14 protein-coding genes, 1 tRNA gene and 2 rRNA genes (1 of these 17 only partly in view) are annotated in these 23,345 nt (G+C 69.0%); 13 read left to right on the forward strand and 4 right to left on the reverse strand.

Annotated features, from left to right (window positions below):
* From OG444_RS27895 to OG444_RS27910, 4 genes are all read left to right on the forward strand, one after another.
* Nucleotides 1-2,709: ribosomal RNA gene (locus tag OG444_RS27895) — 23S ribosomal RNA — on the forward strand (it extends 414 nt beyond the left edge of the window).
* 76 nt (nt 2,710-2,785) lie between these two features.
* Nucleotides 2,786-2,902, forward strand: a 5S ribosomal RNA gene (gene rrf / locus OG444_RS27900).
* A 5-nt stretch (nt 2,903-2,907) separates the two neighbouring features.
* Nucleotides 2,908-2,983: transfer RNA gene (locus tag OG444_RS27905), tRNA-Thr, on the forward strand.
* A 128-nt stretch (nt 2,984-3,111) separates the two neighbouring features.
* Entirely contained in the window at nt 3,112-3,705 is a 594-nt protein-coding gene (locus OG444_RS27910) for an HdeD family acid-resistance protein (protein WP_327264746.1), read from the forward strand.
* A 12-nt stretch (nt 3,706-3,717) separates the two neighbouring features.
* Here OG444_RS27910 and OG444_RS27915 read toward each other — a convergent pair whose 3' ends face one another.
* Nucleotides 3,718-6,279 carry a SpoIIE family protein phosphatase gene (locus OG444_RS27915; RefSeq protein ID WP_405792860.1) on the reverse strand — a complete coding sequence of 854 codons (2,562 nt, stop codon included), beginning with the start codon at nt 6,277-6,279 and terminating at the stop codon, nt 3,718-3,720.
* Nucleotides 6,280-6,471: 192 nt separating this feature from the next.
* Here OG444_RS27915 and OG444_RS27920 point away from each other — a divergent pair, with 192 nt between their 5' ends.
* From OG444_RS27920 to OG444_RS27960, 9 genes are all read left to right on the forward strand, one after another.
* The gene (locus OG444_RS27920) at nt 6,472-12,009 is read left to right on the forward strand and encodes a HAMP domain-containing protein (RefSeq protein ID WP_327264748.1); all 5,538 of its coding nucleotides are present in this window, start codon (nt 6,472-6,474) and stop codon (nt 12,007-12,009) included.
* 273 nt (nt 12,010-12,282) lie between these two features.
* Entirely contained in the window at nt 12,283-12,966 is a 684-nt protein-coding gene (locus OG444_RS27925; RefSeq protein ID WP_327264749.1) for a response regulator, read from the forward strand.
* A 115-nt stretch (nt 12,967-13,081) separates the two neighbouring features.
* On the forward strand, nt 13,082-15,874 hold the full coding sequence (locus OG444_RS27930) for an FtsK/SpoIIIE family DNA translocase (protein ID WP_327264750.1): 2,793 nt from the start codon (nt 13,082-13,084) through the stop codon (nt 15,872-15,874).
* 220 nt (nt 15,875-16,094) lie between these two features.
* Nucleotides 16,095-17,003: a helix-turn-helix domain-containing protein gene (locus OG444_RS27935; protein WP_327266957.1), complete on the forward strand. Its 909-nt coding sequence runs from the start codon at nt 16,095-16,097 to the stop codon at nt 17,001-17,003.
* 126 nt (nt 17,004-17,129) lie between these two features.
* Nucleotides 17,130-18,632 (forward strand): 30S ribosomal protein S12 methylthiotransferase RimO, encoded by a 1,503-nt coding sequence (rimO, locus tag OG444_RS27940; RefSeq protein WP_327264751.1) that lies wholly within the window; start codon nt 17,130-17,132, stop codon nt 18,630-18,632.
* Nucleotides 18,629-19,297 (forward strand): CDP-diacylglycerol--glycerol-3-phosphate 3-phosphatidyltransferase, encoded by a 669-nt coding sequence (gene pgsA, locus OG444_RS27945; protein WP_327264752.1) that lies wholly within the window; start codon nt 18,629-18,631, stop codon nt 19,295-19,297. The genes rimO and pgsA overlap by 4 nt, the downstream gene beginning before the upstream one ends.
* Before the next feature lie 62 nt (nt 19,298-19,359).
* Entirely contained in the window at nt 19,360-19,860 is a 501-nt protein-coding gene (locus OG444_RS27950) for a CinA family protein (protein ID WP_327264753.1), read from the forward strand.
* A gap of 109 nt (nt 19,861-19,969) precedes the next feature.
* Entirely contained in the window at nt 19,970-20,350 is a 381-nt protein-coding gene (locus tag OG444_RS27955) for a helix-turn-helix domain-containing protein (protein ID WP_030012484.1), read from the forward strand.
* Between the two features lie 144 nt (nt 20,351-20,494).
* Complete coding sequence (locus OG444_RS27960; protein WP_327264754.1) at nt 20,495-20,803, forward strand: hypothetical protein; 309 nt, start codon at nt 20,495-20,497, stop codon at nt 20,801-20,803.
* Here the strand turns inward: OG444_RS27960 and OG444_RS27965 are convergent.
* The 3 genes from OG444_RS27965 to OG444_RS27975 form a co-directional block, all read right to left on the reverse strand.
* Nucleotides 20,751-21,521, reverse strand: a complete 771-nt coding sequence (locus OG444_RS27965) for an SDR family NAD(P)-dependent oxidoreductase (protein ID WP_327264755.1) — start codon at nt 21,519-21,521, stop codon at nt 20,751-20,753. The genes OG444_RS27960 and OG444_RS27965 overlap by 53 nt on opposite strands.
* Nucleotides 21,522-21,606: 85 nt before the next feature.
* On the reverse strand, nt 21,607-22,401 hold the full coding sequence (locus OG444_RS27970) for an Fpg/Nei family DNA glycosylase (protein WP_327264756.1): 795 nt from the start codon (nt 22,399-22,401) through the stop codon (nt 21,607-21,609).
* Between the two features lie 184 nt (nt 22,402-22,585).
* Complete coding sequence (locus tag OG444_RS27975) at nt 22,586-23,263, reverse strand: hypothetical protein (RefSeq protein WP_327264757.1); 678 nt, start codon at nt 23,261-23,263, stop codon at nt 22,586-22,588.
* Nucleotides 23,264-23,345 lie beyond the last annotated feature (82 nt).

The raw sequence follows: 23,345 nt of genomic DNA on the forward strand, positions 1-23,345 counted from the left end.
ACCCCCGTAGACGAAACATCAGCGGCTTGCTTAAGAATCTCCCAAGTAGCACGGGGCCCGAGAAATCCCGTGTGAATCTGGCGGGACCACCCGCTAAGCCTAAATATTCCCTGGTGACCGATAGCGGATAGTACCGTGAGGGAATGGTGAAAAGTACCGCGGGAGCGGAGTGAAATAGTACCTGAAACCGTGTGCCTACAAGCCGTGGGAGCGTCGCCGTTGTTCTTCGGAACAACGGTCGTGACTGCGTGCCTTTTGAAGAATGAGCCTGCGAGTTAGCGGTGTGTAGCGAGGTTAACCCGTGTGGGGAAGCCGTAGCGAAAGCGAGTCCGAATAGGGCGATTGAGTTGCACGCTCTAGACCCGAAGCGGAGTGATCTAGCCATGGGCAGGTTGAAGCGGAGGTAAGACTTCGTGGAGGACCGAACCCACCAGGGTTGAAAACCTGGGGGATGACCTGTGGTTAGGGGTGAAAGGCCAATCAAACTCCGTGATAGCTGGTTCTCCCCGAAATGCATTTAGGTGCAGCGTCGTGTGTTTCTTGCCGGAGGTAGAGCACTGGATAGGCGATGGGCCCTACCGGGTTACTGACCTTAGCCAAACTCCGAATGCCGGTAAGTGAGAGCACGGCAGTGAGACTGTGGGGGATAAGCTCCATGGTCGAGAGGGAAACAGCCCAGAGCATCGACTAAGGCCCCTAAGCGTACGCTAAGTGGGAAAGGATGTGGAGTCGCAGAGACAACCAGGAGGTTGGCTTAGAAGCAGCCACCCTTGAAAGAGTGCGTAATAGCTCACTGGTCAAGTGATTCCGCGCCGACAATGTAGCGGGGCTCAAGCGTACCGCCGAAGTCGTGTCATTGCAGCAATAGGGCCAACGCCCGCTGTGATGGGTAGGGGAGCGTCGTGTGCCGGGTGAAGCAGCAGCGGAAGCTAGTTGTGGACGGTTCACGAGTGAGAATGCAGGCATGAGTAGCGATACACACGTGAGAAACGTGTGCGCCGATTGACTAAGGGTTCCTGGGTCAAGCTGATCTGCCCAGGGTAAGTCGGGACCTAAGGCGAGGCCGACAGGCGTAGTCGATGGACAACCGGTTGATATTCCGGTACCCGCTTTGAAACGCCCAATATCGAATCCTCTAATGCTAAAGCCGTGAAGCCGTTCCGGACCCTTCGGGGAAAGGAAAGTGGTGGAGCCGCTGACCCAAGGTGGTAGTAGGTAAGCGATGGGGTGACGCAGGAAGGTAGTCCAGCCCGGGCGGTGGTAGTCCCGGGGTAAGGGTGTAGGCCGAGGGGTAGGCAAATCCGTCCCTCATTAAGGCTGAGACCTGATGCCGAGCCGATTGTGGTGAAGTGGATGATCCTATGCTGTCGAGAAAAGCCTCTAGCGAGTTTCATGGCGGCCCGTACCCTAAACCGACTCAGGTGGTCAGGTAGAGAATACCGAGGCGTTCGGGTGAACTATGGTTAAGGAACTCGGCAAAATGCCCCCGTAACTTCGGGAGAAGGGGGGCCATCACTGGTGATCGGACTTGCTCCGTGAGCTGGGGGTGGCCGCAGAGACCAGCGAGAAGCGACTGTTTACTAAAAACACAGGTCCGTGCGAAGCCGTAAGGCGATGTATACGGACTGACGCCTGCCCGGTGCTGGAACGTTAAGGGGACCGGTTAGTGACCTTTCGGGGTTGCGAAGCTGAGAACTTAAGCGCCAGTAAACGGCGGTGGTAACTATAACCATCCTAAGGTAGCGAAATTCCTTGTCGGGTAAGTTCCGACCTGCACGAATGGCGTAACGACTTCTCGACTGTCTCAACCATAGGCCCGGTGAAATTGCACTACGAGTAAAGATGCTCGTTTCGCGCAGCAGGACGGAAAGACCCCGGGACCTTTACTACAGTTTGATATTGGTGTTCGGTTCGGCTTGTGTAGGATAGGTGGGAGACTTTGAAGCAGCCACGCCAGTGGTTGTGGAGTCGCCGTTGAAATACCACTCTGGTCGTGCTGGATGTCTAACCTCGGTCCGTGATCCGGATCAGGGACAGTGTCTGATGGGTAGTTTAACTGGGGCGGTTGCCTCCCAAAGGGTAACGGAGGCGCCCAAAGGTTCCCTCAGCCTGGTTGGCAATCAGGTGTTGAGTGTAAGTGCACAAGGGAGCTTGACTGTGAGACCGACGGGTCGAGCAGGGACGAAAGTCGGGACTAGTGATCCGGCGGTGGCTTGTGGAAGCGCCGTCGCTCAACGGATAAAAGGTACCCCGGGGATAACAGGCTGATCTTCCCCAAGAGTCCATATCGACGGGATGGTTTGGCACCTCGATGTCGGCTCGTCGCATCCTGGGGCTGGAGTCGGTCCCAAGGGTTGGGCTGTTCGCCCATTAAAGCGGTACGCGAGCTGGGTTTAGAACGTCGTGAGACAGTTCGGTCCCTATCCGCTGTGCGCGTAGGAATATTGAGAAGGGCTGTCCCTAGTACGAGAGGACCGGGACGGACGAACCTCTGGTGTGCCAGTTGTCCTGCCAAGGGCATGGCTGGTTGGCTACGTTCGGGAGGGATAACCGCTGAAAGCATCTAAGCGGGAAGCCTGCTTCAAGATGAGTATTCCCACCTCCTTGAGAGGGTAAGGCTCCCAGTAGACGACTGGGTTGATAGGCCAGATGTGGAAGCCCGGTAACGGGTGAAGCTGACTGGTACTAATAGGCCGAGGGCTTGTCCTCAGTTGCTCGCGTCCACTGTGTTAGTTCTGAAATAACGAACAGCTGTGAAAACACCAGCGTTCAAATTTCATAGTGTTTCGGTGGTCATAGCGTTAGGGAAACGCCCGGTTACATTCCGAACCCGGAAGCTAAGCCTTTCAGCGCCGATGGTACTGCAGGGGGGACCCTGTGGGAGAGTAGGACGCCGCCGAACAACCCGCCCTTTTAGCTCAGTCGGTAGAGCGTCTCCATGGTAAGGAGAAGGTCAACGGTTCGATTCCGTTAAAGGGCTCCAAAGGAAAAGGCCCCCGCCATCTGGCGGGGGCCTTTTTTGTTTTGTGCCGAGCCCCGGCAGTACGTCGCCGGGCGCGCCGGGGCCCGCCTGCCTAAAGTGGATGTCATCCCGTTGGCTCAGGAGGCGTGATGACCGTTCCCCCCAGCGCGGCGCCGCAGCACACGCAGAGCGACCCCGAGGATGTGCTCAAGCAGGTTGGAGCCGCGTGGTACTGGGCTCTCGGCCTGGCTCTCGCGACGCTGATCCCCGGCATTCTGGTGCTGGTCTGGCCCGACGAGACGCTTCACATCCTGGCCGTCATCATCGGCCTGCAGCTCCTGGTGGCGGGTGTCTTCCGCTTCGTCGGGGCCTTCTCCCACAGCGGTGACGGGGGGAGGCTGGCCGGCGTACTGATCGCCGTGCTGGCGTTCCTGGCCGGCGTCCTGGTCCTGAGGCATCCGATGCAGACGATCGGCGCGCTGACCCTGATCGTCGGGGTGTTCTGGCTGCTGACCGGAGTGCTCACGGCGTTCACCGCGATCGGGGACCACTCGCTCCCGCACAGGGGCCTGCGGTTCGGCCTGGGCGCCCTGGGCGCCGTCGCCGGCGTCGTCGTGCTCTGCTTCCCGGTGGACTCCGCGGTCGCCCTGACCCGGCTGCTGGGGCTCTGGCTGGTCCTGCTGGGCGTCTTCGAGCTGGTGATGGCCTTCGCGCTGCGTTCCGCCACGCGCCGGATCTCCTGAGTCCGGCCCGGGTCAGTCGCCGGTGCGCTGTTCCGGGACGCGGAAGGCCAGGATCGCCATGTCGTCCGAGGCCGGCTCTGCGGCGAAGCGTTCCACCGCGCGCAGGACGCGGGAGGCGACCGCGCCCGCCGTGAGGCCCGTACACGTGGTCAGGACTTCGGCGAGGCCGTCGTCGCCGAGCATGCGGGTGCCCTCGCGGCGTTCGGTCACGCCGTCCGTGACGCACAGCAGGACATCGCCGGGGTCGAGGGTGAGGGTCTGTTCGTAGAGGTCCAGATCGTCGATGACGCCCAGCAGGGGCTGCGGGTCCGCGGCCGCGTCGACCTGGCCGTTCGGGCGCAGGCGCAGCGGGAGCGGGTGGCCCGCGCAGACGACTTTCATCAGGGCACCGCCGTCGGGCTGGGGGTGCAGCTCGCCGTAGAGGAGGGTGAGGAAGCGGCTGCGGGCCCCCTCGTCGAGGATGGCCGCGTTCAGGCGCTGGAGGACCGCGGGGCCGCCGAGGCCCTCGCGGGCCAGCAGGCGCAGCGCGTGGCGGGCCAGGCCCGTGACGGCGGCCGCCTCCGGCCCGGTACCGCAGACGTCGCCGATGGCGAAGCCGTACGCGCCGTCGCGGATCGGGAAGACGTCGTAGAAGTCGCCTCCGACCTCGTTGCCCTCGCCGGCCGCGCGGTAGATGACCTCGACCTCCATGCCGGGGATGGCGGGGGAGCCGGGCGGCAGGAGGCTGCGCTGCAGGGAGCGGCTGATCGCGGTGCGCTCGGAGTAGAGGCGGGCGTTGTCGAGGGCCAGGGCGGCCCGGCGGGAGAGGTCCTCCGCGAGTTCGAGGATCTCCTGGCGGAAGTGCTCCTCGCGGGGCTTGCCGAGCGTGAGCATGCCGATGACGCGGTTCCGGGCGAGGAGGGGGAGGACCACCGTCTCGCCGCCGACCGCGAGGGCGGCCTCGGACCACGGGCGTGCGCCGGCCTCGCGGACCGGTTCGGGCGGGCTGACCCGGGAGAGCAGGTCCTTGAGGCCGTCGATGCGCTCCTCGTCCTCGTGCAGGACGTAGGAGAGGTACGGGTCGGAGGACTGGTCGGCGATCGTGTAGACGGCGCACCAGGTGGCGAGGGTGGGGACCGTCATCTGGGCCATGAGGGCCAGGGTCTGGTCCCGGTCGAGGGTGCCGGCCAGCAGGTCGGAGGCCTCGACGAGGAAGGAGAGGGATCCGCGGCGCAGCCGTTCCAGCTCGCCGAGGCGGGCGGATTCCACGGCGAGGGCGATGCGGTCGGCGGCGAACTGGAGGTGCAGCGCCTCTTCGTTGGAGTAGCGCCCGGGGGTTTCGGCGGCGACGCCGAGGGAGCCGGTGAGGCGGCCCTCCACCTTGAGCGGGACGGTGACGGCGGAGCGCATGCCGGTGGCCTCCAGGAGCGGGACGGCTCCGGGGGAGGCGATGAGGTCGTCGTGGACGGCGGGCATGCGGGCGGAGCCGTAGCGGTTGGTGCCGGCCTCGACGGGGACGCGGGCGAAGCGCTGGCGGGTGGAGGGCAGGCCGGTGGTGGCGCGGACCTCCAGCTCGGTCTCGTCGTCGGTGGCGAGCAGCAGGAAGGCGGCGTCGGCGTCGAGGAGGTCGCGGGCGCGTTCGACGGTGCGCTGGAGGAGTCCGTCGAGGTCGTCGGGGGCGGGGGAGCCGATGAAGACCTCGAAGGGGTCCGTCGGGCGCGGATCGGTGAAGTGGCCGCTGTCGGAGGTGGGCACCCGTACCGGGGTCTGGAGCAGGGCGCGCTCGTCGTCGTGGACCAGGAGGCAGACGATCGACGGTTCGCCGTGGGCGTCGCGGACCCGCAGGTGGGAGGCGAAGACGGGGATGACGCGGCCGTCGGCGCCGCGGAGGCCGTAGCTGCCCTCCCAGCGGGACAGGCGCAGGGCCTCGGCGATGCCGGTGCCGGTGCCGGGGGTCTGCGGCCAGGCGGCGAGCTCGGCGAGCGGGCGGCCCAGCGCCTTCTCGGCGGGGTGGCCGAAGATGTGCTCGGCGTCCTCGTTCCAGGCGGAGATGGCGTCGTCCGCGTCGATCTGGAGGACGGCGACGCGGACCCGGCTGTCGGCCAGGGGCAGCAGCTGGTCGGGGACGACGGGGCCTGCGGAGCGGGTACCGACCGGCCGGTCCGGGAGGTCGAGGCGGAACCACACGTGCTTGTGCGTGGCCGTGTATTCGACGCCCCAGCGGGTGGCGAGGGCGGCGCAGAGCATCAGGCCGCGGCCGTTCTCGCGGTCGGGGTCGGCGTAGGGGCGCTCGCCGGGGTGCTGGAGCGGGAGTTCACGCTCCGGATACCGGTCGGCGACCTCGACGCGTACGCCGCCCTCGGCGCGCAGGCACAGGACCTCGGCCCGGGTTCCGGCGTGGACCACGGCGTTGGTGACGAGCTCGCTGGTGAGGACCACTGCGTCGTCGACGATGTCCGCGAAACCCCAGCCGTGCAGGGTGTCGCGGACGAAACCGCGGGCGGCGGCGACCGAGCGCCCGAGGGGATCGAAGCTGGCAGCCGCCCGTGCCGTGATCACGAGTCTCCTTCGACGCGGTTGGACATCGGGTGCCAGGTTACTTACGTTCGCGGTCGGCGTGGTGCCGTCGTCGGGGATTCCACCCGCAGGGTACGGCGGGTGTGCGATGGTGCCGAAGTGTTATGGCCGGGTTCGGCCAGGGTGAAACACTGGGCAGGCTTGCAGAGCCGGCTCGTGACGAGTCAGGCGTCCGGTGGATGAGTGGTCGACCCTTTCGGGAGGGACACGGTGGAGTCTGGCGCAGCGGTGCGGCGTACGGGAACGCGGCCGAAGGGCGGACGTTCCCGGCGCAGTGGCACGACGGAGGTCGATACCGCCGCTCTGAACCGGCTGCTCACGGCCCTGGTGTCGATGCGGGACGGGAACTTCCGCAAGCGGCTGACGGTGTCCGGCGAGGGCGTGATGGCGGAGATCGCCGCCGTCTACAACGAGGTCGCCGACCGTAATCTTCATCTCACCGGGGAGCTGTCCCGGGTGCGGCGGATGGTGGGCCGCGAGGGCAAGCTGAGCGAACGGCTGGAAACAGGTGCCTGTGAGGGCTCCTGGGCGGCCGCGATCGATGCCTCGAACCAGTTGGTGGACGATCTGGCCCGGCCGGTGTCCGAGGTGGGCCGGGTGCTGTCGGCGGTGGCCGAGGGCGATCTGGACCAGCGGATGGATCTGCGGACGCAGGCGGCCGAGGGGGCCGGGCATCCGCTGCGCGGGGAGTTCCTGAAGGTCGGGCGGACGGTGAACAACCTGGTCGACCAGCTGTCCGCGTTCACCGACGAGGTGACGCGTGTGGCGCTGGAGGTGGGCACCGAGGGCAAACTCGGCGGTCAGGCCCAGGTGCGCGGGATGTCGGGTTCGTGGAAGGACCTGACGGACTCCGTCAACACGATGGCGTACCGCCTCACCGCTCAGGTGCGTGACATCGCTCTCGTCACGACGGCGGTCGCCAAGGGCGATCTGTCGCGCAAGGTCACGGTGCACGTGGCCGGCGAGATGCTCCAGCTGAAGAACACCGTGAACACGATGGTGGACCAGCTGTCCTCCTTCTCCTCCGAGGTGACAAGGGTCGCCCGAGAGGTGGGTACGGAGGGCGAGCTGGGCGGCCAGGCGAAGGTGCCCGGGGTCGCGGGCGTGTGGAAGGACCTGACCGACTCGGTCAACACCATGGCCGGGAACCTGACGGCCCAGGTGCGCGGGATCGCGCAGGTGACGACCGCGGTCGCGAACGGCGACCTGTCGCAGAAGGTACGGGTCAGCGCGCGCGGCGAGGTGGCGCAGCTGGCCGAAACGATCAACCAGATGACCGAGACGCTGCGGACCTTCGCGGACGAGGTCACGCGCGTGGCCAGCGAGGTCGGGGCCAAGGGTCTGCTCGGCGGCCAGGCGCAGGTGCCGGGGGCGGCGGGCACGTGGAAGGACCTCACCGACTCGGTGAACACCGTCTTCCGCAATCTCACCACCCAGGTGCGGGACATCGCCCAGGTGACGACGGCGGTCGCCAACGGCGACCTGTCGCAGAAGGTCACCGTCGATGTGGCCGGCGAGATGCTGGAGTTGAAGAACACCGTCAACACCATGGTGGACCAGCTGTCCTCCTTCGGTGCAGAAGTGACGCGTGTGGCCCGTGAGGTCGGCGTCGAGGGTGAACTGGGCGGCCAGGCGCAGGTGCCCGGAGCCGCGGGGACGTGGAAGGACCTCACCGACTCGGTGAACACGGCTTTCCGCAACCTCACCGGGCAGGTCCGCAACATCGCTCAGGTGACGACGGCGGTGGCCAACGGCGACCTGTCGCAGAAGGTCACCGTCGACGTCTCCGGCGAGATGCTCCAGCTGAAGAACACCGTGAACACGATGGTGGACCAGCTGTCCTCCTTCGCGGACCAGGTCACGCGGATGGCGCGGGACGTGGGTACGGAGGGCCGGCTCGGCGGCCAGGCCCGGGTCGAGGGGGTGTCCGGCACCTGGAAGGAGCTCACCGACTCCGTCAACTTCATGGCCGGGAACCTGACGTCGCAGGTGCGCCAGATCGCGCAGGTGACGACGGCGGTTGCCCGCGGTGACCTGTCGCAGAAGATCGATGTGGACGCCCGGGGCGAGATCCTGGAGCTGAAGAACACCATCAACACGATGGTGGACCAGCTCTCGGCCTTCGCCGAGCAGGTGACCCGGGTGGCCCGGGACGTGGGGACCGAGGGCCGGCTCGGCGGTCAGGCGCAGGTGCCCGGGGTGGCCGGCGTATGGCGTGACCTGACGGACTCCGTGAACGGCATGGCCGGGAACCTGACCTCGCAGGTGCGCAACATCGCCCAGGTCGCGACGGCGGTTGCCCGCGGTGACCTGTCGCAGAAGATCGATGTGGACGCCCGGGGCGAGATCCTGGAGCTGAAGAACACCCTGAACACGATGGTCGACCAGCTCTCGAACTTCGCGGAGCAGGTGACGCGGGTGGCGCGCGAGGTGGGTACCGAGGGCATCCTCGGCGGCCAGGCGGAGGTGAAGGGGGTCTCCGGTACCTGGAAGGACCTCACCCAGTCCGTCAACTTCATGGCGAACAACCTGACGTCGCAGGTGCGCAACATCGCCGAGGTGACCACGGCCGTCGCCATGGGCGACCTCTCCAAGAAGATCACCGTCGACGCCAAGGGCGAGATCCTCGAGCTGGTCACCACCGTGAACACGATGGTGGACCAGCTGTCGTCGTTCGCCGAGCAGGTGACGCGGGTGGCCCGTGAGGTGGGCTCCGAGGGCATCCTCGGCGGTCAGGCCCGGGTGCGCGGGGTGACGGGCATCTGGAAGGACCTGACCGACAACGTCAACCTGATGGCCAACAACCTGACCTCCCAGGTGCGCAACATCTCCCAGGTCTCGGCGGCGGTCGCCAACGGTGACCTGACGAAGAAGGTCACGGTCGAGGCGCGCGGCGAGGTCGCGCAGCTCGCCGACACCGTCAACACGATGGTGAAGACGCTGTCGTCCTTCGCGGACGAGGTGACGCGCGTGGCCCGCGAGGTGGGTACGGAGGGACGCCTGGGCGGCCAGGCGCACGTGCCGGGCGTCTCGGGGACGTGGAAGGACCTCACCGACTCGGTGAACTTCATGGCCTCCAACCTCACCGGCCAGGTGCGGCAGATCGCCATGGTCACGACCGCCATCGCCAAGGGCGACATGACCAAGAAGATCGACATCGACGCCCGGGGCGAGATCCTGGAGCTGAAGACGACGATCAACACGATGGTGGACCAGCTGTCCTCCTTCGCCGACCAGGTGACCCGGGTGGCGCGCGAGGTGGGCACCGAGGGCATCCTGGGCGGCCAGGCCCGGGTCCGGGACGTAGACGGCACCTGGCGGGACCTGACCGAGTCCGTGAACGAGATGGCCGGGAACCTCACCCGGCAGGTGCGCGCGATCGCGGCCGTGGCCACCGCGGTGACCCGCGGCGACCTGAACCTGAAGATCGACGTGGACGCGGCGGGCGAGATCCAGGTCCTCCAGGACAACATCAACACGATGATCGCCAACCTGCGCGACACCACCTTGGCCAACAAGGAGCAGGACTGGCTCAAGGGCAACCTGGCCCGGATCTCGGCCCTGATGCAGGGCCGCCGGGAGCTCGACGACGTGGCCTCGCTGATCATGAGCGAGCTGACCCCCGTGGTCTCCGCGCAGCACGGCGCCTTCTTCCTGGCGCTGCCGGCCGGCGGTACCACCGAGATCGGGACGGAAGGGGGCGCGGACGGTTCGTACGAGCTGCGGATGCGCGGGAGCTACGCGTACGCGGGCGGCCAGATGCCGATCTCCTTCAGGCCGGGGGAGGGCCTGATCGGGGCGGTCGCCGAGGAGAAGCGGATGATCCTCGTCGAGAACACCCCGCCGGGCTACCTGAAGATCTCCTCGGGGCTGGGCGAGGCGCCGCCGGCGCACGTCATCGTGCTGCCGGTGCTCTTCGAGGGGAAGGTGCTCGGCGTCATCGAGCTGGCCTCCTTCACGCCCTTCACGCAGATCCAGAAGGACTTCCTCAGCCAGATCGCCGAGATGATCGGTACGAGCGTCAACACCATCAGCGTCAACTCCAAGACGGAGATGCTGCTGAAGCAGTCGCAGGAGATGACCGAGCAGCTGCGCGAGCGCTCGGACGAGCTGGAGAACCGGCAGAAGGCCCTGCAGGCCGCCAACGCGGAGCTGGAGGAGAAGGCCGAGCTGCTGGCCCAGCAGAACCGGGACATCGAGGTGAAGAACACCGAGATCGAGGAGGCCCGGCAGGTCCTGGAGGAGCGCGCCGAGCAGCTCGCGGTCTCGATGCGCTACAAGTCCGAGTTCCTGGCGAACATGTCGCACGAGCTGCGGACGCCGCTCAACTCGCTGCTGATCCTGGCCAAGCTGCTCGCCGACAACGCGGACGGGAACCTCTCGCCCAAGCAGGTGGAGTTCGCCGAGACCATCCACGGCGCGGGTTCCGACCTGCTGCAGCTGATCAACGACATCCTCGACCTGTCGAAGGTCGAGGCGGGGAAGATGGACGTCTCGCCGACCCGGATCGCGCTGGTCCAGCTCGTGGACTACGTGGAGGCGACCTTCCGGCCGCTGACGGCGGAGAAGGGCCTGGACTTCTCGGTCCGGGTCTCGCCGGAGCTGCCCGCCACCTTGCACACCGACGAGCAGCGGCTGCTCCAGGTGCTGCGCAACCTGCTGTCCAACGCGGTGAAGTTCACCGACAGCGGGGCGGTGGAGCTGGTGATCCGTCCGGCGGGGGCGGATGTGCCGATCGCGATCCGCGAGCAGCTGCTGGAGGCCGGTTCGCTGCGGGAGGCGGACGCGGACCTGATCGCCTTCTCGGTCACCGACACCGGGATCGGGATCGCGGCGAGCAAGATGCTGGTGATCTTCGAGGCGTTCAAGCAGGCGGACGGGACGACGAGCCGTAAGTACGGCGGCACCGGGCTGGGTCTGTCGATCAGCCGGGAGATCGCCCGGCTGCTGGGCGGCGAGATCCACGCGGCCAGCGAGCCCGGCCGCGGGTCCACCTTCACGCTGTACCTGCCGCTGCACCCGAGCGAGCTGCCTCCGCAGGGGTACGCGCCGCCGACGCCCGGCGGAGCCCGCGGCGAGCTGTACCGCAGGTCGCTGGACGGGGGACGGCCCGCGCTGCCGGGCAACCAGGCCGGGCCCGCGTCCGTACCGTCGGTGCAGGGGCAGCCGGCACGTCCTGCGCTGTCGGCGGCCGAGCCGGCCGGGCAGGGTCAGGGCGGCGGGGGCGCCGCGCTGTTCCGGCGGCGGCGCAAGGCGCCGAGTGACCTGGAGCCGCGTACGGCGGTGCCGGGGCAGCCGAACGTGGTGGGGCCCGAGGACGGCTGGGGCAGTGCGGACGAGGAACTTCCGGTGGTGCCCCGGACGTACGACTTCCACGGCGAGAAGGTGCTCATCGTCGACGACGACGTGCGCAACGTCTTCGCGCTCACCAGCGTGCTGGAACAGCACGGGCTGGCCGTGCTGTACGCGGAGAACGGGCGGGAGGGCATCGAAGTCCTGGAGCAGCACGACGATGTGACGGTCGTACTGATGGACATCATGATGCCCGAGATGGATGGGTACGCCACGACTTCGGCGATCCGGCGGATGCCGCAGTTCGCCGGGCTGCCGATCATCGCGCTGACGGCGAAGGCGATGAAGGGGGACCGGGAGAAGGCGATCGATTCCGGTGCTTCCGACTACGTCACCAAGCCCGTCGATCCCGACTACCTGCTGTCGGTGATGGAGCAGTGGATGCGCGGCAAGTGATCGCAGGGAGAGCGGACGGACGCCGGAGTTGACTCACTGTGCCCGGAGCGGTGTGGGAGAGCGGTATTCGGGGAACCTTCTGCTCTCCCACCACGTTTCTGCTTCGTGCACAGTGACATCTTGGTGACAGGGTGTGGCGATCTCGGGACTGGGGCTACGATGACCGGCACAAGGACGGACGGCGCAAGGATGCCGTCCTCTGGGGCGGGGCCCGGCGCACAGGCCGGAGCCAGGAGCCGGGGAGGCCCCGTGCCGGGGCGAGGAGGACAGGGCATGGTGCAGAAGGCCAAGATCCTCCTGGTCGACGACCGGCCGGAGAATCTGCTGGCGCTGGAGGCCATCCTCTCCGCGCTCGATCAGACACTGGTCCGGGCGTCGTCGGGGGAGGAAGCGCTCAAGGCGCTGCTGACGGACGATTTCGCGGTCATCCTGCTGGATGTCCAGATGCCGGGCATGGACGGATTCGAAACGGCCGCGCACATCAAGCGGCGGGAGCGGACCCGGGACATCCCGATCATCTTCCTCACCGCGATCAACCACGGTCCGCACCACACGTTCCGCGGTTACGCGGCGGGTGCGGTCGATTACATCTCCAAGCCCTTCGACCCGTGGGTGCTGCGGGCCAAGGTCTCGGTCTTCGTGGAGCTGTACACGAAGAACTGCCAACTGCGCGAGCAGGCGGCCCTGCTGCGGCTCCAGCTGGAGGGCGGCAGCTCGGGCGGCGTGGACGCGAGCAAGGAGACGGCCGGACTGCTGGCCGAGCTCTCCGCACGGCTCGCGGCCGTCGAGGAGCAGGCCGAGGCGCTGACCAAGCAGCTCGGCGAGGACTCGGCCGACGCGGGAGTGGTCGCGACCGCGGCCCATCTGGAGCGCAAACTCACCGGACTGCGGCGGGCACTCGACGCCCTGGAGCCCGGAACGGCCGGAGGGGCTGCGGCCCTGCCCGCGCAGAACTGACCGTACGCGGGTCGGTACTGGCGGTGCGTCAAAGCACCTACAGAGCCGACGACACGAACGGGTGAAGGGGTGGGCACGCGTGTCCACCGGCGCGCGCACCGGTAACCTCGGCCCCATGGCCTCAAGTACGTCCGGTAAGGGTTCCCAGAGCACCGCGGGCACCGCGAAGGGCCGCACCGGCCGTACGACGGCGCCGGCGAAGAAGGCTGCGCCCGCGCGCAAGCCGCCCGCGAAGAAGGCCGCGGCCGCCCGGCGCGCTCCGGCCAAGAAGGCGGCGGTCAAGCCCGCGCCGTCCCCGACCGGGGGTGTGGTGCGGCTGGTGCGCGCCGTCTGGCTCGGCTGCGCGCACGCCGTCGGTGCCGTCTTCCGCGGGCTCGGCCAGGGGGCCAAGAACCTCGATCCCGCCCACCGCAAGGACGGCGTGGCCCTGCTGCTGCTCGCCCTCGCGCTGATCGTGGCCGCCGGCACCTGGTCGAACCTGAGCGGTCCCGTCGGTGACCTGGTCACGATGCTGATCACCGGGCTGTTCGGACGCCTGGATCTGCTCGTGCCGATCCTGCTCGGCGTCATGGCGGTACGTTTCATCCGCCATCCCGAGCAGGGCGATGCCAACGGCCGCATCGGCATCGGGCTGTCCGCCCTCGTCATCGGTGTCCTGGGCCTGGTCCACATCGCCTGCGGGGCGCCCGGCCGGGACGAGGGCACCACCGCGATGCAGAACGCGGGCGGCCTCATCGGCTGGGGCGCCTCGAAGCCGCTGATCTTCACGATGGGTGCGCCGCTGGCCGTGCCCATGCTGGTGCTGCTCACGATCTTCGGGCTGCTCGTGGTCACCGCGACCCCGGTCAACGCGATCCCGCAGCGGCTGCGCAGGCTCGGCATCCGGCTCGGGATCATCGCCCCGAACGAGTACGACGAGGGCTACGGCGACGAGGCCGAGGGCGCCGCCGGGGAACGGCACGACCCGGAGCAGTGGCGGGCCCGTACCGCAGCCGGCTCCGGGGATCCGGCGGACGAGGCCGAGGAGGAGGCCCTCGCCCGGCGGCGCCGGCCCCGCAGGGCCCCGGCCCGGCCGGGCATGGAACGGGAGATGGACGCCGTCGACGTGGCCGCGGCGGCCGCCGCCGCGCTGGACGGGGTGGTCTACGGCGGAATGCCGCCCTCCCCGCTCGTCGCCGACCTCACGCAGGGGATCACCCCCGAGCGGGAGGGCGCGGAGCTCACCGCTCCGGTGCCGACCGCCCGCGGGGAGCGTCCCGTACCGCAGGCCGCGCCCGAGGCCGCGCCCGAGGCGATGCCCGACGCCTCCGCGCAGCAGCCGTACGCCACCACCGCCGCGGCCTCCGGGACGCTGTCGGTGCCCGACCTGACCAAGGCCCCGCCGCAGACCCAGGCGCTGCCGCCGCGCGCCGAGCAGCTCCAGCTGCGCGGGGACATCACGTACGCGCTGCCCTCGCTCGACCTGCTGGAGAAGGGCGGGCCGGGCAAGACCCGCAGCGCCGCCAACGACGCGGTGGTCGCCTCCCTGCGCAACGTGTTCACCGAGTTCAAGGTCGACGCGGACGTCACCGGCTTCACCCGGGGTCCGACCGTCACCCGGTACGAGGTCACGCTGGGCGCGGCGGTCAAGGTCGAGCGGATCACCGCCCTGACCAAGAACATCGCCTACGCCGTGGCCTCGCCGGACGTCCGGATCATCAGCCCGATCCCGGGCAAGTCCGCGGTCGGCATCGAGATCCCGAACACCGACCGCGAGATGGTCAACCTGGGTGACGTACTGCGCCTCGCGGACGCGGCAGAGGACGACCACCCGATGCTGGTCGCGCTCGGCAAGGACGTCGAGGGCGGCTACGTCATGGCCAACCTCGCCAAGATGCCGCACGTGCTGGTCGCCGGCGCCACCGGTTCCGGCAAGTCCTCCTGCATCAACTGCCTGATCACCTCCGTGATGGTCCGGGCCACCCCGGAGGACGTCCGGATGGTGCTCGTGGACCCCAAGCGGGTCGAGCTGACGGCGTACGAGGGCATCCCGCACCTGATCACGCCGATCATCACCAACCCCAAGCGGGCCGCCGAGGCGCTCCAGTGGGTCGTGCGCGAGATGGACCTGCGCTACGACGACCTGGCCGCCTTCGGCTACCGGCACATCGACGACTTCAACAAGGCGATCCGGGACGGCAAGATCAAACTGCCGCCGGGCAGCGAGCGGGAGCTCAGCCCGTACCCGTACCTGCTGGTGATCGTCGACGAGCTCGCCGACCTGATGATGGTCGCGCCGCGCGACGTCGAGGACTCGATCGTCCGGATCACCCAGCTGGCCCGGGCGGCCGGCATCCACCTGGTGCTCGCCACCCAGCGGCCCTCGGTGGACGTGGTCACCGGCCTGATCAAGGCGAACGTGCCCTCGCGGCTCGCCTTCGCCACCTCCTCGCTCGCCGACAGCCGGGTCATCCTCGACCAGCCGGGCGCCGAGAAGCTGATCGGCAAGGGCGACGGGCTGTTCCTGCCGATGGGGGCGAACAAGCCGGTCCGGCTCCAGGGCGCCTTCGTCACCGAGGAAGAGATCGCCGGGATCGTCCAGCACTGCAAGGACCAGATGGCGCCCGTCTTCCGGGACGACGTCACCGTCGGGCAGAAGCAGAAGAAGGAGATCGACGAGGACATCGGCGACGACCTCGACCTGCTGTGCCAGGCGGCGGAGCTGGTGGTCTCCACGCAGTTCGGGTCCACTTCGATGCTCCAGCGCAAGCTGCGCGTGGGCTTCGCGAAGGCCGGGCGGCTCATGGACCTCATGGAGTCGCGGGGAATCGTCGGCCCGAGCGAGGGGTCGAAGGCCCGCGACGTCCTGCTGAAGGCCGATGACCTGGACGGAGTGCTCGCCGTCATCCGCGGTGAGGCCCATCCGTAATGAAATCGCGGGCAACCGTTTCCCTTGGGCCCGCGTCAAGTTGAAGAGAGGTGGCGGCACCGCGCACGAGATCGCTCGCAGCGTCGGACCGCCGCACCGGAGAGGACCCGACTTCGCCATTCGGATGGCGTAGGAAGGGCACCCTCCGGTTGCTCCACCCTTTCGTCACCCCCCTAGACTGGACATCCAGCAGGTGGCTACACGCTCGAAAGGCGCCCACGTGTCCATCGGCAACTCCAACTCCCCCGAAGAAGAGCGGCCTTCGACCGACGACCGGTCCGAGGATCGGTCCGAGGACCGCATCGTCGAACGGCCCGTCGAAGGCCCGTCCATCGGGACGGCCCTCAAGAAGGCCCGGATCGCCGCCGGGCTCACAGTCGACGAGGTCTCCTCCACCACCCGCGTGCGCATCCCGATCGTTCACGCGATCGAAGAGGACGACTTCACGCGGTGCGGCGGCGACGTCTACGCCCGCGGTCACATCCGTACGCTCGCCCGCGCCGTGGGCCTCGATCCGGCACCCCTGGTCGAGAGCTACGACGACGCTCACGGCGGCCGGCCGGCACCCACGCCCGCCGCGCCGATGTTCGACGCCGAGCGGATCCGCCCCGAGCGGCAGCGGCCCAACTGGACCGCCGCCATGGTCGCCGCCATCGTCGCCGTGATCGGCTTCGTGGGCTTCACCGCCTTCAGCGGTGGCGACGACAAGGACAAGCGCCCGGTGGCGGAAGGTTCCGCCTCGCCCAAGCCCGCACCCAAGCAGAGCGGTGCCAAGCCGGCCGCACCGCCCCAGCAGACCCCGCAGGCACCCAAGCCGGAGCCCTCGGACAGCGCCATCGCCGCCGCGCCCAAGGACCTCGTCACCGTGGTCCTGACGGCCGACACCGGCGAGAGCTGGATCTCCGCGAAGGACTCCACCGGCCGGCTGCTCTTCGACGGCACCCTCGCCCAGGGTGAGTCCAAGACCTTCACGGACAAGGAGTCGGTCGACCTCGTGCTCGGCGACGCCGGGGCCGTGAAGCTCTTCGTGAACGGCAAGGAGATCAAGGACGACTTCCAGTCGGGTCAGGTCGAACGGCTGAAATACACCAAGGCCGACCCTCTCCAGGATCAGCCTCAAGCGGGCTGACGCCGGGCCGCCCTAGGGCGGAAGGCTTTGATCCGGATCCCCGGGGTGCTGCGCCGCACCCCGGGGATCTTGCTGTACGGGGACTTGCGGCTGGGGCCGACGCCGGGACGAAGTAGTCTTGAGTCCATGCCCGAACGCCGTACCGTCGCCCTTGTCACTCTTGGCTGCGCCCGTAACGAGGTGGACTCGGAGGAGCTCGCAGGCCGCTTGGCGGCGGATGGCTGGGAGCTCGTCGAGGACGCCGCCGATGCGGACGTAGCCGTCGTCAACACCTGCGGCTTCGTCGAAGCCGCCAAAAAGGACTCCGTAGACGCCCTCCTGGAAGCCAACGATCTCAAGGATCACGGCAAGACCCAGGCCGTCGTCGCCGTCGGCTGTATGGCCGAGCGCTACGGCAAGGAACTCGCCGAAGCGCTCCCCGAGGCCGACGGAGTCCTCGGTTTCGACGACTACGCCGACATCTCCGACCGCCTCCAGACCATCCTCAACGGCGGCATCCACGCCTCCCACACCCCGCGTGACCGGCGCAAGCTGCTGCCGATCAGCCCGGCCGACCGCCAGGCCACCGAGGTCTCCCTGCCGGGCCACGCCCAGTCGGCGCCCGCCGAGGAGCCGACCGAGGCCCCCGCCGACCTGCCGGACGGGCTCGCGCCCGCCTCGGGGCCGCGCGCGCCCCTGCGCCGCCGCCTGGACAAGAGCCCCGTCGCCTCGGTGAAGCTCGCCTCCGGCTGCGACCGGCGCTGCTCCTTCTGCGCCATCCCGTCCTTCCGCGGCTCCTTCATCTCGCGCCGCCCCAGCGACGTGCTGGGCGAGACCCGCTGGCTGGCCGAGCAGGGCGTCAAGGAGATCATGCTGGTCTCCGAGAACAACACCTCGTACGGCAAGGACCTGGGCGACATCCGGCTGCTGGAGACCCTCCTGCCGGAGCTGGCCGAGGTGGACGGCATCGAGCGCGTCCGCGTCAGCTACCTGCAGCCCGCCGAGATGCGGCCCGGCCTGATCGACGTACTCACCTCGACCCCCAAGGTCGTGCCGTACTTCGACCTGTCCTTCCAGCACTCGGCCCCCGACGTGCTGCGCTCCATGCGCCGCTTCGGTGACACCGACCGCTTCCTGGAGCTGCTGGACACCATCCGCTCCAAGGCCCCGACGGCCGGCGTCCGCTCCAACTTCATCGTCGGCTTCCCCGGCGAGAAGGAGTCGGACTTCGCAGAGCTGGAGCGTTTCCTCACCCACGCGCGCCTCGACGCCATCGGCGTCTTCGGCTACTCCGACGAGGACGGCACCGAGGCCGTCACCTACGAGAACAAGCTGGACGAGGACACCATCGCCGAGCGGCTCGCACACATGCAGCGGCTCGCCGAGGAGCTCACCTCGCAGCGTGCCGAGGAGCGCATCGGGGAGACCCTGGAAGTGCTCGTCGAGACCGTGGAAGCGGTTGACGAGGACGGCGAGGGCGCCTACGGGCGCGCCGCGCACCAGGCGCCCGAAACGGACGGCCAGGTGGTCTTCACGGACAGCACGGGCCTGGTCCCGGGGCGTATCGTCACGGCAAAGGTGGTCGGCACCCTCGGTGTGGACCTGGTGGCCGAGCCGCTCGGCATGGATCTTGAGGAGGCGGCCGGATGACCGGAGTCCCGGCATCTGCGGCGGGCGGGACCGGCCGTCGGCCCGTACCCGGCGCGAAGCTGGGGGCCGCGGCGGTCAATCAGGCCAGCCTGTGGAACATCGCCAACATCCTGACGATGATCCGGCTCGTGCTGGTGCCGGGCTTCGTCTTCCTGCTGCTCACCGAGGGCGGCTACGACCCGGCCTGGCGGGCCTGGGCCTGGGCGGCGTTCGCCGTCGCCATGATCACGGACATCTTCGACGGGCATCTGGCCCGCACGTACAACCTGGTCACGGACTTCGGCAAGATCGCCGACCCCATCGCCGACAAGGCGATCATGGGGTCGGCGCTGATCTGTCTCTCCTGGCTCGGTGACCTCCCGTGGTGGGTGACCGGGGTGATCCTCGGCCGGGAGCTCGGGATCACGCTGCTCCGCTTCTGGGTCATCCGCTACGGCGTGATTCCGGCCAGCCGCGGCGGCAAGATGAAGACCCTGGCGCAGGGCACGGCCGTGGGCATGTACGTCCTCGCGCTCACCGGGGCGCTGGCGACCATGCGCTTCTGGGTGATGGCGCTCGCCGTCGTGCTGACCGTCGTCACCGGTTTGGACTACATCCGGCAGGCCGTCGTGCTGCGCCGCCAGGGTCTCGCCGCGGAGCGGGGCGCGGAGCAGGCCGCGAAGTGACCGACGCGGCGGGGGATCCTCCGGCGGCGGGAGCCGGTTCCGGAGCGGCGGGAGCGACCGGAGTGGCTGCGGATGCGCTGCGGCTGCTCGCGGAGAGTGACCAGACCCTCGCCGTGGCGGAATCCCTGACCGGCGGCATGGTCGCCGCCGAGCTCACGGCCGTTCCCGGCGCCTCCCGGTCCTTCCGCGGCTCGGTCACTGCGTACGCGACGGAGATCAAGCACCTGGTCCTCGGGGTGGACGCGGGGCTGCTGGAGGCCGAAGGCGCGGTGAACGCGCAGGTCGCGGCCGAGATGGCGGCCGGCGTACGACGGGTGATGGGCGCTTCGTGGGGAATAGCGACCACCGGGGTGGCCGGTCCGGAGCCGCAGGACGGGCAGCCGGTGGGCACCGTTTTCGTCGCTGTGGACGGTCCGGGGGGCAGGAAAACGGTCCGTCTGAGGTTGAAAGGCTCCCGGGCGGAAATCCGTAGGGAGAGTGCACGCACAGTGCTCAGGCTTCTCTCGGACCAACTCCGCGGGAATGCGCGGGGGCAGGATACGGAACAGAACGGGGGGATTTGATGTTTGCAGCCCTGAGTGAACACGACATCGCTCCCCGCACGGCCGCGGCGCGAGGCGGTACGGTGGGGCGTGAAGGATGCGGCTACACGGTCAGAGGAGGGAGCCACCGATGATTCTGCTCCGTCGCCTGCTGGGTGACGTGCTGCGTCGGCAGCGCCAGCGCCAGGGCCGTACTCTGCGCGAAGTCTCCTCGTCGGCCCGAGTTTCTCTCGGCTATCTCTCCGAGGTGGAGCGGGGGCAGAAGGAGGCATCCTCCGAGCTGCTCTCCGCGATCTGCGACGCGTTGGACGTACGGATGTCCGAGCTGATGCGCGAAGTCAGTGACGAACTGTCGCTGGCCGAGCTGGCACAGTCGGCCGCGGCAAGCGAACCGGTGAGTGTGCCGGTCCGCCCGATGCTCAATTCGGTCTCCATGGCTTCGGTCACGGGTGGGCCGGAGCGGGTGACCATCAAGGCGCCTGCGGAAGCGGTGAATGTCGTAGCCGCGTGAGCGAGCACGTGCGTGTTTGAGCGTGGCCGGAGCCCCGGCCGGTGCCTTGTGCACCGGCCGGGGCTCCCGGCCGTTCTGGGTGCGGTGGCGGGAGGGGTGCGGGAGGATGGGGGCCGTCCGGGTTCCGGCCCCAGGGAGGTAGCCGTGCGGCGGTTGCTGCGCATACCTGCGGTGTCGGCCCTCGCGTTCACGGTGGGGGCGCTGTGGTGGTGGGCCGTGCTGCGGCTGGTGCTGGTGCCCGAGGAGTCGGGGGCCGTGGAGGGCGCGGTGGCGGTGGGCGGCTGGGGGCTGGGGCTCCTGCCGGTGCACTGCGTGCCGGGCCCGGTGCGCAGGGCGAAGGCGCGGCGGGAGGCGCTGTCGGCGGCGGGTGGGGCCGATGCGGGGAACGGGGCCGACGGGGCTACCAGGGCATGGACACCCCACCGTTCGGGCGAAGGATCTGACCCGTCATGAAGGACGAGGCGTCCGAGGCGAGGTAGAGCACCGCCCGGGCGATGTCCTCGGGCTCGCCGACCCGGCGCAGCGGGGACATGCGGACCATGGCCGCCTCGGTCTGTTCCTGGACCTCGGGGCTGTGGCGGCCGGTCATCGGGGTGCGGATCCAGCCCGGGGCGACGGCGTTGACGCGTATGCCGTGCGGGCCCGCCTCGGTGGCGAGGGTCTTGGTGAGCTGGACGACGGCGGCCTTGGCGGCGCTGTAGCAGAGCAGGCCGGGCTGGGCGGCGTCCACGGCCCCCGAAGCCATGGTGACGATCGAACCGGCACGGCCTGCAGCGATCATGGAGCGGGCGGCTTCCTGGCAGGTGCGCAGCACCCCCTTGAAGTTGATGTCCAGGATCCGGTCGAGGTCCTCGTCGGACGTCTCCAGGACGCTGCTCGTGTGCATGACCCCGGCGATGGCGGCCGTGATGTCCAGCGGGCCGGCCGCGGTGACGGCGGCACGGAGCGCGGCCCGGTCGGTGACGTCGAGGGGGTGTACGGTCGCGGCGCCGCCGGCCTTGGCGACGAGGGCGGCCGTATCGGCGAGTCCCTGCTCGTCGCGGTCCGCGCAGTGCACGTGCGCGCCCGCCTCGGCGAGGAGGACGGCGGTGGCGCGGCCGATGCCGCTGGCCGCGCCGGTGATCAGGGCGGTGCGGCCGGTGAGGCCGTACGGGGCTGTGGGTGTGGGCATGCGGGGACCGTACGACCGTATCTGACGGACCGTCAATCGGTGTGCACCGGTGCTTCCCAGGCGCTTCCTGCGGCCCGGACGCGTCCTACGGGGTCGGGCCGGACTGGCAGCGGGGGCACCAGTAGGTGGGGCGGTCGTCCTGGGGAGCCTCCCGGACGGGGGTGCCGCAGCGCAGGCAGGGGCGGTGCGTGCGGCCGTAGACGAAGAGGTCCTGGCCGGGGCGGCGGCTGCCGGTCGTGTTGCGGGGACCCGGCCGCTCGCCGGTGTTCGCGGCCAGCAGGCGGTGGGCTGCGGAGGCCAGCCGGGGGAGTGTCGACTCGGGGAGCGCGCCGACCGGGGTCCACGGCGTGACCTGGGCCAGGAAGCAGAGCTCGGCCTTGTAGATGTTGCCGATCCCGGCGAGGTTGCGCTGGTCGAGCAGCGCCTCGCCGAGGGACCGCTCGGGGGCGGCGAGGAGGTTGGCGGCGGCGAGGGCGGGATCCCAGTCCGGTCCGAGGAGATCGGGGCCGAGGTGGCCCACGGCGCGGTCCTCCTCGGCGGTCCGGATCAGCTCGAGGACGGGGAGGCGGTAGCCGACGGCCGTGTGGTCGGCCGTGCCGAGGACGGCCCGGATCTCGTGGGCGGGGCCGCCGCGCCACTTCTCGCCGGGGGCGAAGACGTGCCAGGCACCGTCCATGCGGAGGTGGCTGTGGAGCGTGAGGCCGCCCTCGAAGCGGGCGAGGAGGTGTTTGCCGCGGGGGGTGACGTCGAGGGTGGTGCGGCCGGTGAGGTCGGCGGTGGCGAAGCGGGGGACGCGGAGGTCGCTGCGGGTGAGCGGGCGGCCTGCCAGGGCGGCGTGGAGCCGGGTCGCGGCGCGCCGGATGCTGTCGCCTTCGGGCATGGGCCCATTGTCCCCTGCCGTGGCCCGATCGGGCGTGAGCGGGCCTGAGCGGGCCGGGTGGTGCGGGAGCCCGGCGGAGCGTGCGTCCGGCGGTTCAGGCGAACGGCGAGGGCCCCCGCGGCGAGGTGCAGCCGCAGGGGCCCTTCGGGTCAGGGCGGTGAAGAGGGGCCGCGTGGGCCGCTCATCACTTCCAGACGAGCCCCTTGTTCGGGTAGTTGTAGGGGTTGCCCCAGTACTCGGCGGCGGTGACCTTCGTCTGGGCCGACGGGGCGAGGGCCACGGCGCAGCTGGTCTGCGTCTGGCCGTTGGTGAAGCCCTTCGGCAGCGCCTCGTTCGGGCACTTGTCGAACTTGCCGATGATCGAGACGCGCTGGGCCTCGGTGCCGTCCGCGAGCAGGCCCTTGACCTGGGTCACGGAGGAGTGCGACAGGTCCGTGGTGCCGGTGTTCTTGACCGAGTAGCGGATGTAGTACGGAATCATCCCCTTCACCTTGTCGCCGAGCTTGAGCGTGTCCAGGTCGGCGGGGTTGCCCTGCTCGATCGCGGTGACGGTGAGGGCGATCTGGCCGCCCTTGTTGCTGCCGTAGCTGAACGGCATCTCCGCGGCCTCGCCGATCTTGAACGTCTGGCCGGACTTCGCCGTGCCGTTCGCCCCGGGGGCCTCGCTGCCGCCGGCGCCGGGGGCGGCCGATTCGGACGGGGCGGCGGGCGAGGCGGACGGGGCGGCGGCCGAGGTGGCACCGCCCGGCTGCGCGGGGGCCAGCTCCTCGTTGCCGTTCTTGCAGCCCGTCAGGGCCAGGGTTCCGGCGACGGCCAGGCCGACCGCACCGAGGGTGGTGGAACGCATGCTGATGGTGCTCACTCTTCTTCTCCCCCATGACTGTGCATCGCCAATGCAATGCCTGTGATCATCTTGATAAGGGATGAATAAGCGCCACTTCCAG

Origin of the sequence: Streptomyces sp. NBC_01232, assembly GCF_035989885.1 — a bacterium.
GTDB lineage: Bacteria > Actinomycetota > Actinomycetes > Streptomycetales > Streptomycetaceae > Streptomyces.

Excerpts from the sequence above, each read along its gene's own strand:
- pgsA (WP_327264752.1), top strand. The coding sequence starts at position 18,629 with ATGACCGGAGTCCCGGCATCTGCGGCGGGCGGGACCGGCCGTCGGCCC.
- OG444_RS27970 (WP_327264756.1), bottom strand. The coding sequence starts at position 22,401 with ATGCCCGAAGGCGACAGCATCCGGCGCGCCGCGACCCGGCTCCACGCC.
- OG444_RS27910 (WP_327264746.1), top strand. The coding sequence starts at position 3,112 with ATGACCGTTCCCCCCAGCGCGGCGCCGCAGCACACGCAGAGCGACCCC.
- OG444_RS27965 (WP_327264755.1), bottom strand. The coding sequence starts at position 21,521 with ATGCCCACACCCACAGCCCCGTACGGCCTCACCGGCCGCACCGCCCTG.
- OG444_RS27925 (WP_327264749.1), top strand. The coding sequence starts at position 12,283 with ATGGTGCAGAAGGCCAAGATCCTCCTGGTCGACGACCGGCCGGAGAAT.
- OG444_RS27955 (WP_030012484.1), top strand. The coding sequence starts at position 19,970 with ATGATTCTGCTCCGTCGCCTGCTGGGTGACGTGCTGCGTCGGCAGCGC.
- OG444_RS27930 (WP_327264750.1), top strand. The coding sequence starts at position 13,082 with ATGGCCTCAAGTACGTCCGGTAAGGGTTCCCAGAGCACCGCGGGCACC.
- rimO (WP_327264751.1), top strand. The coding sequence starts at position 17,130 with ATGCCCGAACGCCGTACCGTCGCCCTTGTCACTCTTGGCTGCGCCCGT.